The 15,076-nt window shown below is 73.0% G+C and carries 13 protein-coding genes; 9 read left to right on the forward strand and 4 right to left on the reverse strand.

Annotation, left to right across the window (positions count from 1 at the left end; genetic code table 11):
* The 4 genes from CHR28_RS35295 to CHR28_RS35310 all read left to right on the forward strand — a co-directional run.
* Positions 1-813: dihydrolipoamide acetyltransferase family protein (locus CHR28_RS35295; RefSeq protein ID WP_256984588.1), on the forward strand; the 813-nt coding region annotated here is incomplete at its 5' end.
* 254 nt (positions 814-1,067) lie between these two features.
* Entirely contained in the window at positions 1,068-1,961 is an 894-nt protein-coding gene (locus CHR28_RS35300) for a molybdenum cofactor guanylyltransferase (RefSeq protein WP_256984589.1), read from the forward strand.
* A complete protein-coding gene (locus CHR28_RS35305; RefSeq protein WP_094057810.1) occupies positions 1,958-3,343 on the forward strand; it encodes a molybdopterin molybdotransferase MoeA in 1,386 nt (461 codons plus the stop codon). The genes CHR28_RS35300 and CHR28_RS35305 overlap by 4 nt, the downstream gene beginning before the upstream one ends.
* Positions 3,340-4,437 carry a potassium channel family protein gene (locus CHR28_RS35310; protein WP_179272679.1) on the forward strand — a complete coding sequence of 366 codons (1,098 nt, stop codon included), beginning with the start codon at positions 3,340-3,342 and terminating at the stop codon, positions 4,435-4,437. Before CHR28_RS35305 ends, CHR28_RS35310 begins: the two co-directional genes overlap by 4 nt.
* 136 nt (positions 4,438-4,573) lie before the next feature.
* On the opposite strand, the gene CHR28_RS35315 is transcribed toward CHR28_RS35310, so the two are convergent.
* A complete protein-coding gene (locus CHR28_RS35315; protein ID WP_094057812.1) occupies positions 4,574-5,422 on the reverse strand; it encodes an ABC transporter permease in 849 nt (282 codons plus the stop codon).
* A complete protein-coding gene (locus tag CHR28_RS35320) occupies positions 5,419-6,438 on the reverse strand; it encodes an ATP-binding cassette domain-containing protein (protein ID WP_094057813.1) in 1,020 nt (339 codons plus the stop codon). The genes CHR28_RS35315 and CHR28_RS35320 overlap by 4 nt, the downstream gene beginning before the upstream one ends.
* A gap of 206 nt (positions 6,439-6,644) precedes the next feature.
* On the opposite strand from CHR28_RS35320, the gene CHR28_RS35325 reads away from it, so the two are divergent.
* Positions 6,645-7,634, forward strand: a complete 990-nt coding sequence (locus tag CHR28_RS35325; RefSeq protein ID WP_094057814.1) for an NAD(P)H-quinone oxidoreductase — start codon at positions 6,645-6,647, stop codon at positions 7,632-7,634.
* Here CHR28_RS35325 and CHR28_RS35330 read toward each other — a convergent pair.
* Positions 7,631-8,113, reverse strand: coding sequence for a hypothetical protein (locus CHR28_RS35330; protein ID WP_094057815.1), 483 nt, complete (start codon positions 8,111-8,113; stop codon positions 7,631-7,633). The genes CHR28_RS35325 and CHR28_RS35330 overlap by 4 nt on opposite strands.
* Before the next feature lie 187 nt (positions 8,114-8,300).
* Here CHR28_RS35330 and CHR28_RS35335 point away from each other — a divergent pair, with 187 nt between their 5' ends.
* Positions 8,301-8,840 (forward strand): bacterial proteasome activator family protein, encoded by a 540-nt coding sequence (locus tag CHR28_RS35335; RefSeq protein ID WP_094057816.1) that lies wholly within the window; start codon positions 8,301-8,303, stop codon positions 8,838-8,840.
* An 81-nt stretch (positions 8,841-8,921) separates the two neighbouring features.
* Here the strand turns inward: CHR28_RS35335 and CHR28_RS35340 are convergent, their stop codons facing one another.
* Positions 8,922-10,553, reverse strand: coding sequence for a protein kinase domain-containing protein (locus CHR28_RS35340; RefSeq protein WP_094057817.1), 1,632 nt, complete (start codon positions 10,551-10,553; stop codon positions 8,922-8,924).
* A gap of 346 nt (positions 10,554-10,899) precedes the next feature.
* On the opposite strand from CHR28_RS35340, the gene CHR28_RS35345 reads away from it, so the two are divergent.
* The 3 genes from CHR28_RS35345 to CHR28_RS35355 all read left to right on the forward strand — a co-directional run bounded on the left by CHR28_RS35345 (position 10,900) and on the right by CHR28_RS35355 (position 15,071).
* On the forward strand, positions 10,900-12,495 hold the full coding sequence (locus tag CHR28_RS35345) for a protein kinase domain-containing protein (protein ID WP_094057818.1): 1,596 nt from the start codon (positions 10,900-10,902) through the stop codon (positions 12,493-12,495).
* 394 nt (positions 12,496-12,889) lie between these two features.
* Positions 12,890-14,092, forward strand: a complete 1,203-nt coding sequence (gene pdhA / locus CHR28_RS35350) for a pyruvate dehydrogenase (acetyl-transferring) E1 component subunit alpha (RefSeq protein WP_094057819.1) — start codon at positions 12,890-12,892, stop codon at positions 14,090-14,092.
* A gap of 1 nt (position 14,093) precedes the next feature.
* Positions 14,094-15,071 (forward strand): alpha-ketoacid dehydrogenase subunit beta, encoded by a 978-nt coding sequence (locus CHR28_RS35355; RefSeq protein WP_094057820.1) that lies wholly within the window; start codon positions 14,094-14,096, stop codon positions 15,069-15,071.
* Positions 15,072-15,076 lie beyond the last annotated feature (5 nt).

Genomic DNA, 15,076 nt, shown 5'->3' on the forward strand with positions numbered 1-15,076 from the left:
GGCACGGCGGCCCCGGCGGCGCAGCCGCACGCGCCCGTGCCGCAGCCGGCGGGCGCGGCCGGTGCCGCGCGGACGGCGGGCACGGCCGCCCCGGCGAGCCGGTCCTCCGCCACCATGGCACCCGGCGAGATCCGCACACCGCTCAAGGGCGTGCGCGGCGCCGTCGCCGACAAGCTGGCCCGCAGCCGCCGGGAGATCCCGGACGCGACCTGCTGGGTGGACGCCGACGCCACGGAGCTGATGCGGGCGCGCACGGCCATGAACGCGGCCGGCGGTCCGAAGATCTCCCTCCTGGCCCTGCTGGCCCGGATCTGCACCGCCGCCCTGGCCCGCTTCCCCGAGCTCAACTCCACGGTGGACACGGAGGCCAGGGAGGTCGTCCGCTTCGACCACGTGCATCTGGGCTTCGCGGCGCAGACCGACCGCGGGCTCGTCGTACCGGTCGTGCGGGACGCGCACGCGCGCGACGCCGAGTCGCTGACCGCCGAGTTCGCCCGGCTGACCGAGGCGGGCCGGGCCGGGACGCTGACACCGGCGGAGCTGACCGGCGGCACGTTCACGCTGAACAACTACGGCGTCTTCGGCGTCGACGGCTCCACGCCGATCATCAACCACCCCGAGGCCGCCATGCTGGGCGTCGGCCGGATCGTCCCCAAGCCGTGGGTGCACGAGGGCGAGCTGGCGGTGCGCCAGGTCGTCCAGCTCTCGCTCACCTTCGACCACCGGGTGTGCGACGGCGGCGTGGCGGGCGGTTTCCTGCGGTACGTGGCGGACTGCGTGGAACAGCCGGCGGTGCTGCTGCGGACGCTGTGATTTCTGTTCCTCCCGCGAGCTGCCGCTCGTGATCGCGTCGCTTCCCCCGCGTTCCGTGTGATCGCGGGGGCACGCATACTCGGGGGGTGACCGCACACCAGCACCCCGGCGCACCCGGCGTCACGAGCGGCCCCGGCGCACCCGGCGTCACGAGCGGCCCCGGCGCACCCGGTGGCGCGAGCGGCCCCGGGCAGCGGGCCGACCCCGCCGGGGCCGGCCCCGGCGCGTTCGCCTCCGTCGCGTACGACGCCGTCGTGCTCGCCGGTGGTGCCGCCCGGCGGCTGGGCGGCGCGGACAAACCCGGGGTGCGTGTGGGCGGGCGACCCCTGCTCGACCGGGTGCTCGCGGCCTGCGCCACGGCGCGGACCACCGTCGTGGTCGCCGCACCCCGCCCCACCGCGCGCCCCGTGACCTGGGCCCGCGAGGACCCGCCCGGCGGCGGCCCGCTCGCCGCGCTCGACGCCGGACTGCGCCACACCACCGCGGAACACGTCGTCGTGGTCTCCGCCGACCTGCCGTTCCTCGACGAACGGACCGTCGGCCGGCTCCTGGACACGCTCCGCGCGAGCGGCGCCGACGGCGTGCTGCTGACCGACCCCGACGGCCGCGACCAGCCGCTCGTGGCCGCGTACCGCGCTGCGCGCCTGCGCGAGACGCTCGCGCTCCTCACCGCCCGGCACGGCTCGCCGCACGGTCTCCCGCTGCGGCGCCTCGTCGCCGAGCTGCACCTCACCCGCATCGCCGATCCCGTCGCGTCCTTCGACTGCGACACCTGGGACGACATCGCCACCGCCAGGGCACGTATCAGGGAGCATGGGCACGTGTTGGATGAATGGATTTCCGCCGTCAAGGACGAACTGGGCATCGACCTCGACGTCGACACCCGCGGCCTGCTCGACCTCGCCCGCGACGCCGCGCACGGAGTGGCCAGGCCCGCGGCGCCGCTGACCACCTTCCTCGTCGGCTACGCGGCCGCACGGGCGGGCGGCGGCCCCGAGGCGGTCGCCGAGGCCGCCCGCAAGGCCGCGGCGCTCGCCACGCGCTGGGCGGAGGAGAACACCTCCGACGCCGAGTCGCCGGCGCCCACCGCCGCCCGGGCCGACGTCGCCCCCGACGCCACCCCCGACACCCGGCCGGACGCCGGATGACCCCGCCCGGCAGCCGTACCGGCGAGGACGCCGAGGACCTCGACGTCGAGGAGGTGCTCGCTCTCGTGAACGACAGCAGCGGCCACGCCGCGCGCGGCCACGCCGCCCGGGGCGGGACGGACGGCATCCCCGCCCCTCCCCGGCAGGACGCCCACGCCCCCTCCGAGCGGCACCGCGCCACGCCCTGGCCGGAGGCCCGCGCCGTCGCCGAACGGGCCGCGCGCACCGCCGTCCGGGCCGCCCGCCGCGCCCCCGTCTCGGTGCCCCTGGGCGCCGCCCTCGGCCTCACCCTGGCCACCCCGCTCGACGCCCTCACCGACCTCCCCTCCTTCGACACCTCGGCGATGGACGGCTGGGCGGTCGCCGGCCCCGCCCCCTGGTCCGTCCGGGACGAAGGCGTCCTGGCCGGGCACGCCGCAGCGGCGCCCCTCACCGACGGCGAGGCCGTCCCGATCGCCACCGGCGCCCGCATCCCGCAGGACACCACCGCCGTCCTGCGCACCGAGCACGGCCGCACCGACGACAAGGGCCGCCTCTACCCGACCCGGGACGTCACCACCGGCCAGGACATCCGCCCGCGCGGCCAGGAATGCCGCACCGGCGACCAGCTCCTGCCCGTCGGCACCCTGGTCACCCCGGCCGTCCTGGGACTCGCCGCGGCGGCCGGATACGACACCGTCACCGCCGTCCCGCGCCCCCGGGCCGACGTCCTCGTTCTCGGCGACGAGCTGCTCACCGAGGGGCTGCCGCACGACGGGCTGATCCGGGACGCCCTCGGCCCGATGCTGCCGCCCTGGCTCCGGGCGCTCGGCGCCGAGGTCACCTCCGTACGGCGCGTCCGCGACGACGCCGACGCGCTGCACGAGGCGATCGGCACCTCCGAGGCCGACCTGGTCGTCACCACCGGCGGCACCGCGGCCGGCCCCGTCGACCACGTCCATCCCACGCTGCGCCGGCTCGGTGCCGAACTCCTCGTCGACGGCGTCGAGGTCCGCCCCGGCCACCCCATGCTGCTGGCGCGCACCACGGAGACCCAGCATCTGGTCGGCCTGCCGGGCAACCCGCTCGCCGCCGTCTCCGGCCTGCTGACGCTCGCCGAGCCGCTGCTGCGGATCCTCGCCGCCCGCCCTGCCCCGGAGGCCTACACCGTGCCGCTGCGGGACGGCGTCCAGGGGCATCCGTACGACACGCGGCTCGTGCCCGTCGTCCTGCGCGGCGACCAGGCCGTGCCGCTGCACTACAACGGCCCGGCCATGCTGCGCGGCATCGCCGCGGCCGACGCGCTGGCCGTCGTACCGCCCGGCGGCGCCCGTCCCGGGCAGGAGGCGGAACTGCTGGACCTGCCCTGGGCGTCCGGAGGAATCGGGGTGTGTTTCACGTGAAACTTCCGGGCCAGGACGCGATCGCCCGCCAGGCCGACGAGCATCTGGTGACCCATCGGGTGAAGCTCCCGAGGAAGGTGGTGGAGCACCCGTTCCGTCAGGTCGCCAGGCGGCTCTCCGTCGCCCTGCTGGTCCTCGTCGTGACCGCGCTGATCGTCTACGCCGACCGCGGCGGCTACAACGACAACGCGGGCGGGGGCGTCACCTTCCTCGACGCGTTCTACTACGCCACCGTCACCCTCTCCACCACCGGTTACGGTGACATCACCCCGGCCAGCGAAAGCGCCCGGCTCACCAACATCCTCGTCATCACGCCCCTGCGTGTGCTGTTCCTGATCATCCTGGTCGGTACCACCCTCGAAGCCCTCACCGAGCGCACCCGCGAGGAGTGGCGACTGACCCGCTGGAGGTCCACCTTGCGCGATCACACCGTCGTCATCGGCTTCGGCACCAAGGGCCGGTCGGCGATCCGGACCGTCTGCGCGACGGGGCTGAAGAAGGAGCAGGTCGTCGTGGTCGACCCCAGCTCCAAGGTGGTGGACGCGGCGACCGCCGAGGGCTACGCCGGCATCGTCGGGGACGCCACCCGCAGCGAGGTGCTGAAGCGGGCCGAGGTGCACAAGGCCCGTCAGATCATCATCGCCACCCAGCGCGACGACACGGCGGTGCTGGTGGCGCTGACGGCCCGGCAGCTCAACCGCGGGGCGAAGATCGTGGCCGCGGTGCGCGAGGAGGAGAACGCGCCGCTGCTGAAGCAGTCCGGCGCCGACGCCGTCATCACCAGCGCCAGCGCCGCCGGCCGGCTGCTCGGCCTCTCCGTGCTCAGCCCTTCCGCGGGCATGGTGATGGAGGACCTCATCCAGCAGGGCAGCGGCCTCGACCTGGTCGAACGCCCGGTCGTCAAGGCCGAGGTGGGCAAGACGCCGCGCGAGGTCGACGACCTGGTGGTCAGCGTCATACGCGGACACCGGGTGCTGGGCTACGACGACCCGGCCGTGGGCAGGCTGGAGCTGACCGACCGGCTCATCACGATCGTCCGCAAGACACCGGCGACCCAGGTCACCCCCGACATCCGGCCCATGCACCGCGACTGACGCCGTCCCCCCTGGAGACGCAGGACCGACACAGGACCGGCCCCCGCAAGACACAGAACCGGCCCCCGCGCACTCGCCTCGTGCGCGGGGGCCGGTTCCGTCCGCCGGCGTCGTTTCCGGCCGTCGTCCGCCGGCGCTACTTCCGGTTGTACAGCCGCATCGTGACCGGCCCGAAGACCACCACGAACAGTCCGGCCCAGCCCAGCGTCCAGGCGACCTCGGCGGCCGGCCAGTCGCCGGCCATCAGACCGCGCACCGCCGACGCCAGGTGCGTGACGGGGCTGTTGTTGACGAACGCCTGCAGCCAGCCCGGCATGGTCTTCGGGTCGACGAAGACGTTGGACAGGAAGGTGAGCGGGAAGATCACCATCATGCTGACGCCCATCACCGACTTCTCGGTGCGCAGCAGCAGCCCGAACATCGTCCAGATCCACGAGAAGGCGAACGAGAACAGCACCAGCAGCGCGATCCCGGCGAGCACTCCCCCGACCCCGCCGTCCGCCCGGTAGCCGAGGATCATGCCGACGGTCAGCATCACGACCGACGCGATCGTGTACCGCAGGGCGTCGCCCAGCAGATAGCCGACCATCGTCGACGGCCGCCAGATCGGCAGGCTGCGGAACCGGTCGAAGACGCCCTTCTCGATGTCGGTGTTCACCGAGACGCCCGTGTACATCGTGATCATCACGACCGACATCACGAGGATGCCCGGCAGCAGGAACTGGATGTACTCCTTCGGCGAACCGGCCAGCGCCCCGCCGAACAGGTACGTGTACATCAGCACCATCATGATCGGGAACGCCGTGACGTCGAAGAGCTGCTCCGGCACGTGCTTGATCTTCAGGATCGCCCGCCAGCCGAAGGTCATCGACGCCGACCAGGCGCTGGGCCGCGGCGGCCGCTCCTTGGCGATGAGCAGCGCGGCGAGGGACTCGGTGCTGACGGGGGCGAGTTCCTTGCTCTCGGTGGTCGTCGCGGTGCTCATGCCGTCACCTCGTCCTTCCGGTCGGTGGAGTGCTCGGGCGAGTCGTGCGTGTCGTGCCCGGTGAGGGCGAGGAACACCTCGTCCAGGCTGGGCTGGCCCAGGGAGAAGTTGTCGACGGTGATCCCGGCCCGGGCCAGTGCGCTCAGCGCGCGGGCGGCCTGCTCGGCGGCCGAGTCGTCGCCGGCCGCCGTGCCGAGACGGGCGGTCAGGGCCACCTGGTCGGGCTCCAGCTGCACCCGCGCGTCGAGCGTCCGGCGCAGCAGGTCGGCCGCGAGGGGCCGCTGGTCGGCGTCGCGCAGCCGCAGATGGACGGATCCGGCGCCCACCGACGACTTCAGCTCGCCCTTGGTGCCCTCGGCGATCACCCGGCCCCGGTCGATGACGGCGATGCGGGACGCCAGCTGGTCCGCCTCGTCCAGGTACTGCGTGGTCAGCAGCACGGTGGTGCCCTGGGCGACCACCGCCCGCACGATCTCCCAGACCTGGTTGCGGCTGCGCGGGTCCAGGCCCGTCGTGGGCTCGTCCAGGAAGAGCAGGTCGGGGGTGTTGAGGATGGACGCGGCGATGTCGATCCTGCGCCGCATGCCGCCCGAGTACTGCTTGACCTGCTTGCCCGCCGCCTCCGTGAGCCCGAAGGCCTCCAGCAGCTGGGCGGCGCGGTCCCGGGCGGCCTTCTTGTGGTGCCCGAGCAGCCGGCCCAGCAGGACCAGGTTCTCCGTGCCGGTGAGGTCCTCGTCGACCGACGCGTACTGGCCGGTGAGGCTCACCCGGCCGCGCACCTCGTCGGCCTCGCGGACGACGTCGTGCCCGAAGACGTGCGCCTGGCCGCCGTCGGGCCGCAGGAGCGTGGCGAGCATCTTCACGGTGGTGGTCTTGCCGGCGCCGTTCGGGCCGAGGACGCCGTAGACCGTGCCCGCGGGCACGGCCAGGTCGACTCCGTCGACGGCCCTCGTCTCGCCGAAGGTTTTCACCAGGCCCGCGGTCTCGATGGCCAGGCCGGACGTCTGCGTGCTCATGCTTCGGGTCCTTCCGGTGCACGGGGGCTACGCACGGGGAGACCTTTACCGTCGCGCAAACTCATCGGTCCCGCACACCGGTTTTCGCGAGGACCGGTCCAAGGCCCACCGGGCACCGCCCCGGCGACGGACCCGACCAAGGCCCACCGGGCACCGCCCGGCGATGGGCCGGACTCGGTCGGGGAGCTGGGGGTAGCGTCCCTGGCATGTATGCGATCACGATTCCCGAACCCGGTGGGCCCGAGGCGCTGGTCTGGGACGAGGTCCCCGATCCGGTGCCCGGCGAGGGCGAGGTCCTGGTCGAGGTGACGGCCGGGGCCGTCAACCGCGCCGACCTCCTGCAGCGGCAGGGCTTCTACGACCCGCCGCCCGGCGCGTCCCCCTACCCCGGCCTGGAGTGCTCCGGGCGCGTCGCCGCGACCGGCCCGGGCGTCTCCGGCTGGAACGTCGGCGACGAGGTGTGCGCGCTGCTGGCCGGCGGCGGCTACGCCGAGCAGGTGGCCGTCCCCGCCGGGCAGCTGCTGCCCGTGCCCGAGGGCGTGGACCTGAAGCAGGCCGCGGCGCTGCCCGAGGTGGTCTGCACGGTCTGGTCGAACGTGTTCATGGTCGCCCACCTGCGTCCCGGCGAGACGCTGCTCGTGCACGGCGGCTCCAGCGGCATCGGCACCATGGCCATCCAGCTGGCCAAGGCCCTCGGCGCCCGGGTCGCCGTCACGGCCGGCACGAAGGAGAAGCTGGACCGGTGCGCCGAACTGGGCGCGGACATCCTGGTCAACTACCGCGAGCAGGACTTCGTGGAGGAGGTCAGGAAGGCCACCGACGGCGCCGGGGCCGACGTCATCCTCGACAACATGGGCGCCAAGTACCTGGAGCGCAACGTCAGGGCGCTGGCCGTCAACGGCCGGCTCGCGATCATCGGCATGCAGGGCGGCGTCAAGGGCGAGCTGAACATCGGAGCCCTGCTCGCCAAGCGGGCCGCCGTCACCGCCACCTCCCTGCGGGCCCGGCCGAAGGAGGAGAAGGCGGCCATCGTCGCGGCCGTCCGCGAACACGTCTGGCCGCTGTTCGCCGACGGCCGGCTGCGCCCGGTCGTCGACCGCGAGCTGCCGATGCCGGAGGCGGCCGCCGCCCACCGGGTCGTGGAGGGAAGCGGCCACATCGGCAAGGTGCTGCTGATCACGCCGCGGGGCGCCTAGAACGGGCCCGGGCGCCGCAGCCGGAGTCCGACGAACGCCAGGGCGAGGCCGAGGCCGATGAGCACCAGGCCGCTGCCCAGCGGCAGGATCCGCAGCACCGGGCCGACGGGGCGGTCGGCGCGTGCGGCGGCGGCCTCCCGTACGGGCGGCTCGGTCGGCGCGGCGGGCGGCGGGAGGGCCGCACGGGACGCCTCGGGCGCGGTGGTGCGGCCGGCGGCCTCCGGCTCCTCCTCGGTGCTCTCCGGCCGCCCCGGCCGCTCCCGCCCCTCGCCGGCCCGGCTCCCGGCCCGGGAGGGGCTGGCCGTCCCGGACGGGGCCGGCCGGGCGGACGGGGCGGCGACGGCACCCGCGCCGGTCGCTTCGTCGTGGGTCACCACCGCGGCGTGGGACCGCACGGCCCCGTACGGTGAGACGACCGCGCCCGCCCCCAGGGCGAGCACCAGTCCCGCCGCCCGCAGTGCGCGTAGCCATGGAGTCACGGGGGTGACCCCTTCCCGCCGTGCCCGGTGGGGCAGAAACGGCACGTTCGTTCCTGTCGAGGCCATCAGCGTCACACCACCCCGCGCCCGCGGCACTCCGGGTTCGGCCGACGGACGGAACGGCGGAACATCGTCCGACCCGGGGGCACCGCGCAGAGGAGGTGCGGGCGTGCGAGAGAATGGCCGCATGGAGATGCCGAGGAACGAAAGGTCGCCGGAGAACCCGCAGATCCTGGTCGTGGGCCAGGACGGCATGGCGCTCGGTGGCGGCTCAGACGAGGACTCCCGCGAGACCCCGGTCACGGAGCAGGTGGAGCAGCCCGCGAAGGTCATGCGGATCGGCAGCATGATCAAGCAGCTGCTGGAGGAAGTGCGCGCGGCTCCCCTGGACGAGGCCAGCAGGGTCCGGCTCAAGGAGATCCACGCCAGCTCGGTCAAGGAGCTGGAGGACGGTCTGGCGCCCGAGCTGGTCGAGGAGCTGGAGCGGCTCTCCCTGCCGTTCACGGACGAGGGGACCCCGAGCGACGCGGAACTGCGCATCGCCCAGGCCCAGTTGGTCGGCTGGCTGGAGGGTCTCTTCCACGGGATCCAGACGACGCTGTTCGCCCAGCAGATGGCGGCCCGCGCCCAGCTGGAGCAGATGCGCCGCGCCCTCCCGCCCGGCGTCGGCCACGAGGGCCTCGACGAGCAGCAGCCCGGCGGCCGCTCCGGCGGCCCGTACCTGTAGACCTCGCGCGGAGTCCACGGACGAAAGGGCCCGGCGGCCGAAGCCGCCGGGCCCTTCCTCATGTCCGGACCGTCCGGGGCGTCAGGACGGCGGGTTGCCCGTCGAGACGTTGAGCTCGATCGTCGGCATGTCGTCCGGGTCGACGTCGGTGCCCTTGGACGGGAACTGGTTCATGACCGTGCCCTCGCCGTAGGTGTTCTCGTCGACGTTCTTGGTGTCGATCTGCCAGCCGGCCGCCTGGGCGCAGGCCTTGACCGACTGGATGTTCTTGAACTTGAAGTCCGGGATCTCGATCTTCTCGGGGTCGTTGTACGACTCCTGCGGCTCCGTGCACTCCTCGGCCTCGATCGTCTTCGTCGGGTCCGGGGCGCGGTAGCCGGGCTTCTTCTCCGCGGACGCCGACGCACTGGCGCTGCTGCCGCCGCCGCCCTTGTCGTCCTCGCCGCCGCCGTTCATCAGCAGTGCCGTGATCAGGCCGCCGACCGCGACGACCGACACGATGACCGAGCCGATGATCACCGGCTTGTTGCTCCGGCCGCCGCCCGAGGGCCCGGTCCCGGACTGGGGCGTCAGGTTGTACGGCGGCGGGGTCGACGGCCCGGGCTGCGGGGAGTACGCGGCCGGGTGCGGTGTCTGGTAGCCGCCCTGCTGCGGGTAGCCGTAGGCCGGGGCCGGCGTGCCGTACGGGTTCGGCGGCGGGGTCGGCTGGTACGGCGTCTGCACCTGGCCCGACGGGGCCGGGGTCGCCTGGTCGACCGGCGGGAACACCGCCGAGCCGACGCCGGCGCCGCTCTGCGCCTGCGTGCCCGGCACGATGCTCGGCGGCGCGGCCTGGAAGGACGCCGCCACGCGCAGGCACTCGCCGCGCATGGCCTCCGCGCTCGGGAAGCGCTCGTTCGGGTTCTTCTTCAGGGCGCGGGTGATCAGCGCGTCCACGGCCGGCGGCAGCGCCCGGTTGATCGTGGAGGCGACCGGCGGCTCCTCCTGGACGTGCGCGTAGGCGATGGCCAGCGGGGAGTCGGCGTCGAACGGCAGCCGTCCGGTGACCAGCTGGAACAGCATGATGCCGACCGAGTACAGGTCGGAGCGGGCGTCGACGCCGCGGCCCAGGGCCTGTTCCGGCGAGAGGTACTGCGGGGTGCCGACGACCATGCCGGTCTGCGTCATCGACGTCACACCGGACTGCATGGCGCGGGCGATGCCGAAGTCCATGACCTTGACCACGCCGCGCTTGGTCATCATCACGTTGCCCGGCTTGATGTCCCGGTGGACCAGGCCCATCTCGTGGCTGATCTCCAGGGCGGCGAGCACGTCGGCGGTGATCTTCAGCGCCTTGTCGGCGGGCATCGCGCCCTGCTGCCGGACGTCCTCGTCGAGGACCGAGCCCAGCGGGCGGCCCTCGACGTACTCCATGACGATGTACGGCGTCGTCATGCCGTCGAGGGTGTCCTCGCCGGTGTCGAAGACCGAGACGATGTTGGTGTGCGTGAGCTTGGCCACGGACTGGGCCTCGCGGCGGAACCGCTCGCGGAAGGCCTGCTCCCGGCCGAGGTCCGTGTGAAGTGTCTTGATGGCGACCTGGCGGTCGAGCACGCTGTCGTACGCGAGGTGCACCGAGGCCATGCCGCCCTGGCCGAGCAGGTCGCGCAGCTGATAGCGGCCATTGGCGAGCGCCCGCCCCGTGTACTGGCCCTGTGCGCCGTCCTGGCTCATGTTCCCCGTCCCCCGTAGCCCCTGCAGGCGCCGCCGACTGTCGCTGATCCGCCGTTGATCCAAACCGCCATTCCCGGCCAAGTCTGCCCCAGGGCACTGACACGTCAAGCTCGGTGCCCGTTCCGTGACCGTACGCGAAAGAAGCGTCGCGGAAGCGTTACAGGGGGCCTACGGCCGGTGCACAGAATTTGCACGACAGTACGGAGTGAAGGTTTCATGGCCCGTCCGTCTCGTGCCGGTCCTGGCACCCGTCTCGGACCGGAGGCTTGCGCGGAGGCTGTAGCGTGGCCGACGGAGACCGTAACAACACCGCGCGCACCGCGGGCAGAAACGACGGCGAGGACTGATGGCACAGCAGCAGGCCGCTCAGGGCCCGTCCGACCCCGAGGCGTCCGGCGGCGGCATGTCGGACGCGCCTGAGCTCTGGGGCAACGGCGGGCTGGTCGGGGACGGCCGGTACCGGCTGACCCACAGGCTCGGCCGGGGCGGCATGGCGGAGGTGTTCGCCGCCGAGGACGTCCGCCTCGGACGCACCGTCGCCGTCAAGCTGCTCCGCTCCGACCTCGCCGAGGACCCGGTGTCCAAGGCGCGCTTCACGCGCGAGGCGCAGTCGGTCGCCGGCCTCAACCACCACGCGATCGTCGCCGTGTACGACTCCGGCGAGGACTTCGTCGGCGGCCAGTCCGTGCCGTACATCGTCATGGAGCTGGTCGAGGGCCGCACCATCCGCGACCTGCTGATGAACGCCGAGGCGCCCGGCCCCGAGCAGGCGCTGATCATCGTCTCCGGTGTGCTGGAGGCGCTCGCCTACTCGCACCAGCACGGCATCGTGCACCGCGACATCAAGCCCGCCAACGTCATCATCACGCACAACGGCGCCGTGAAGGTGATGGACTTCGGCATCGCCCGCGCCCTGCACGGCGCGTCCACGACGATGACGCAGACCGGCATGGTCATGGGCACCCCGCAGTACCTCTCCCCCGAGCAGGCCCTCGGCAAGGCCGTCGACCACCGCTCCGACCTGTACGCCACGGGCTGCCTGCTCTACGAGCTCCTGTCGCTGCGCCCGCCGTTCACCGGCGAGACCCCGCTGTCGGTGGTCTACCAGCACGTCCAGGACATCCCGACCCCGCCGTCCGAGGCCTCCGACGCCTGCCCGCCGGAGCTGGACGGCCTGGTGATGCGCTCGCTGGCCAAGGAGCCCGACGACCGCTTCCAGACGGCCGAGGAGATGCGCGGCCTGGTCCAGTACGCGCTGCAGATGCTCTACGACCAGGGCGGCCACACCGGCACCTGGAACACCGGCCCGGTCGACATGCACGAGGGCCGGCACACCCCTTCGGGCGGCTTCGCCGGCACGGCCGTGATGGGCCACCCCGGGGACGCCTCCGGCACCACGCAGATCCCCTCGCCGATCCTGCCCGCCGGCTACGGCAACGGGGACGACGGCGGCTTCGAGGGACAGGGCAACCGGGGCAGCGGCCGCGGCAAGCTGTGGATCCTCGCCGTGCTCGCGGTGATCGCCGTCGCCGCGGGCGTCGCCCTGGCCCTGCAGAACACCGGCGGCGGCAAGGACGACCCGGGCAAGAAGCAGTCGCCGACCACCTCGCAGACGACCGAGGACAAGACGCCCAGCGAGACGCCGAGCGACGAGGCGACCGACCAGCCGACCGACACGTCCACGGACGACGGCACCGGCACGGGCAACGGCAACGGCAACTGGACGCCCTCGTACACGCCCTCCGTCACGCCGTCGCAGAGCGCCCCCGAGTCGCCCACCGGCGAGCCGACGGGCGAGCCGACCACCGAGGAGCCGACGGGCGAGCCGACCGAGGAGGAGCCCACGGACCCGGGCACCCCGACCGGCGACACCGCCGGCGGCACCGACGCGGGCACCACGACCGGCGTCGTCGGCGGCCCGGGCGGTGAGGGCGGCACCTGACAGCCGCCGCGAAAAGCATGATCCACGCGCGCGTGGGACCCGGAGACGGGGCCCACGCGCGCGCGTCGTTCGGGCACGCCGGGAAAAGAACTCTTCCCGTGACCTGGGTCACCGGGTTAACGTGCGGTAGCTCCGGCCTCCTGCAAGGCTGTGACCAGGGACCCTTCACCGCCTTCCCGATTTACTTGGATATCCAAGCAAAATCGCAGGTCAGAAGGGGTTTCACAGAAATGTGGCGCACTGGGTAACGTGCTTTCTGCAGGGCGCTCGCCGGGGCACCTGTCACGCCTGTTCCCGGCCGAGTGGCACCCACCCCGTGCCCCGGTGGTCGAGAACAGGTGAGCCGCACTGGCCTACCGGCAACCCCGGGGGCTGGACCGACGGAGGAGCACACGTGACCGTGGAGAGCACTGCCGCGCGCACACCGCGACGCAGCGCCGGAAGCAAGGCCGGCACCACCGGCACCAAGCGCACCACCCGCACCACCGCCAAGAAGGACGCCGGCGCGAAGGGCACCGAGCCCCAGCTCGTGCAGCTGCTGACGCCCGAGGGCAAGCGCGTCAAGAACGCCGAGTTCGACAAGTACGTCGCCGGTGTCACCCCGGAAGAGCTCCGCGGCCTCTACCGCGACATGGTGCTCACCCGCCGCTTCGACGCCGAGGCGACCTCCCTGCAGCGCCAGGGCGAGCTGGGCCTGTGGGCCTCGCTGCTCGGCCAGGAGGCCGCGCAGATCGGCTCCGGCCGGGCCCTGCGCGACGACGACTACGTCTTCCCCACCTACCGCGAGCACGGCGTCGCCTGGTGCCGCGGCGTGGACCCGACCAACCTGCTCGGCATGTTCCGCGGCGTGAACAACGGCGGCTGGGACCCGAACGGCAACAACTTCCACCTCTACACGATCGTCATCGGCTCCCAGACGCTGCACGCCACCGGCTACGCGATGGGCGTCGCCAAGGACGGCGCGGACAGCGCGGTGATCGCCTACTTCGGCGACGGCGCCTCCAGCCAGGGCGACGTGGCCGAGTCGTTCACCTTCTCCGCGGTCTACAACGCCCCGGTCGTGTTCTTCTGCCAGAACAACCAGTGGGCCATCTCCGAGCCGACCGAGAAGCAGTCCCGGGTGCCGATCTACCAGCGCGCCCAGGGCTTCGGCTTCCCGGGCGTCCGGGTCGACGGCAACGACGTGCTCGGCTGCCTCGCGGTCACCCGCTGGGCCCTGGAGCGGGCCCGCAGCGGTGAGGGACCGACCCTCGTCGAGGCGTTCACCTACCGGATGGGCGCCCACACCACCTCCGACGACCCCACCCGCTACCGGGGCGACGAGGAGCGCCAGGCCTGGGAGGCCAAGGACCCGATCCTGCGCCTGCGCCGCTACCTGGAGGCCTCGCACCACGCGGACGAGGCGTTCTTCGCGGAACTGGAGGCCGAGTCCGAGGCGTTGGGCAGGCGGGTGCGCGAGGCGGTCCGCGCCATGCCGGACCCGGACCACTTCGCGATCTTCGAGAACGTCTACGCGGACGGGCACGCGCTCGTCGACGAGGAGCGCGCCCGGTTCGCCGCGTACCAGGCGTCGTTCGCCGACGAGGGGGGTAACTGAGATGGCCGAGAAGATGGCCCTGGCCAAGGCGATCAACGAGTCGCTGCGCCGCGCTCTGGAGTCCGACGACAAGGTCCTGATCATGGGCGAGGACGTCGGCAAGCTCGGCGGCGTCTTCCGCGTGACGGACGGCCTGCAGAAGGACTTCGGCGAGAGCCGCGTCATCGACACCCCGCTCGCCGAGTCGGGCATCGTCGGCACGGCGGTCGGCCTGGCCCTGCGCGGCTACCGCCCGGTGGTGGAGATCCAGTTCGACGGCTTCGTCTTCCCGGCGTACGACCAGATCGTCACGCAGCTCGCGAAGATGCACGCCCGCTCGCTGGGCAAGGTCAAGATGCCCGTCGTCGTGCGCATCCCCTACGGCGGCGGCATCGGCGCGGTCGAGCACCACTCGGAGTCCCCCGAGTCGCTCTTCGCGCATGTGGCGGGCCTGAAGGTGGTCAGCCCGTCGAACGCCTCGGACGCGTACTGGATGATGCAGCAGGCCATCCAGAGCGACGACCCGGTGATCTTCTTCGAGCCCAAGCGCCGCTACTGGGACAAGGGCGAGGTCAACACCGAGGCCATCCCGGGCCCCCTGCACAAGGCCCGGGTGGTCCGCGAGGGCACCGACCTGACCCTGGCCGCCTACGGCCCGATGGTGAAGCTCTGCCAGGAGGCCGCCGACGCGGCCGCCGAGGAGGGCAAGAGCCTGGAGGTCCTGGACCTGCGCTCCATCTCCCCGGTCGACTTCGACTCGATCCAGGCGTCGGTGGAGAGGACCCGCCGCCTGGTCGTGGTCCACGAGGCGCCGGTGTTCTTCGGCTCGGGCGCGGAGATCGCCGCCCGGATCACGGAGCGCTGCTTCTACCACCTGGAGGCCCCGGTGCTCCGGGTCGGCGGCTACCACGCCCCGTACCCGCCGGCCCGCCTGGAGGAGGAGTACCTGCCGAACCTGGACCGGGTGCTGGATGCCGTCGACCGCTCGCTGGCGTACTGAGGAGA

It is taken from the genome of Streptomyces sp. XY006 (assembly GCF_002237655.1).
GTDB lineage: Bacteria > Actinomycetota > Actinomycetes > Streptomycetales > Streptomycetaceae > Streptomyces > Streptomyces levis.

Coding starts and splice junctions, on each gene's coding strand:
- CHR28_RS35340 (WP_094057817.1), bottom strand. CDS start 10,553: ATGAGCCAGGACGGCGCACAGGGCCAGTACACGGGGCGGGCGCTCGCC.
- CHR28_RS35345 (WP_094057818.1), top strand. CDS start 10,900: ATGGCACAGCAGCAGGCCGCTCAGGGCCCGTCCGACCCCGAGGCGTCC.
- CHR28_RS35320 (WP_094057813.1), bottom strand. CDS start 6,438: ATGAGCACGCAGACGTCCGGCCTGGCCATCGAGACCGCGGGCCTGGTG.
- CHR28_RS35335 (WP_094057816.1), top strand. CDS start 8,301: ATGGAGATGCCGAGGAACGAAAGGTCGCCGGAGAACCCGCAGATCCTG.
- CHR28_RS35305 (WP_094057810.1), top strand. CDS start 1,958: ATGACCCCGCCCGGCAGCCGTACCGGCGAGGACGCCGAGGACCTCGAC.
- CHR28_RS35315 (WP_094057812.1), bottom strand. CDS start 5,422: ATGAGCACCGCGACGACCACCGAGAGCAAGGAACTCGCCCCCGTCAGC.
- CHR28_RS35325 (WP_094057814.1), top strand. CDS start 6,645: ATGTATGCGATCACGATTCCCGAACCCGGTGGGCCCGAGGCGCTGGTC.
- CHR28_RS35355 (WP_094057820.1), top strand. CDS start 14,094: ATGGCCGAGAAGATGGCCCTGGCCAAGGCGATCAACGAGTCGCTGCGC.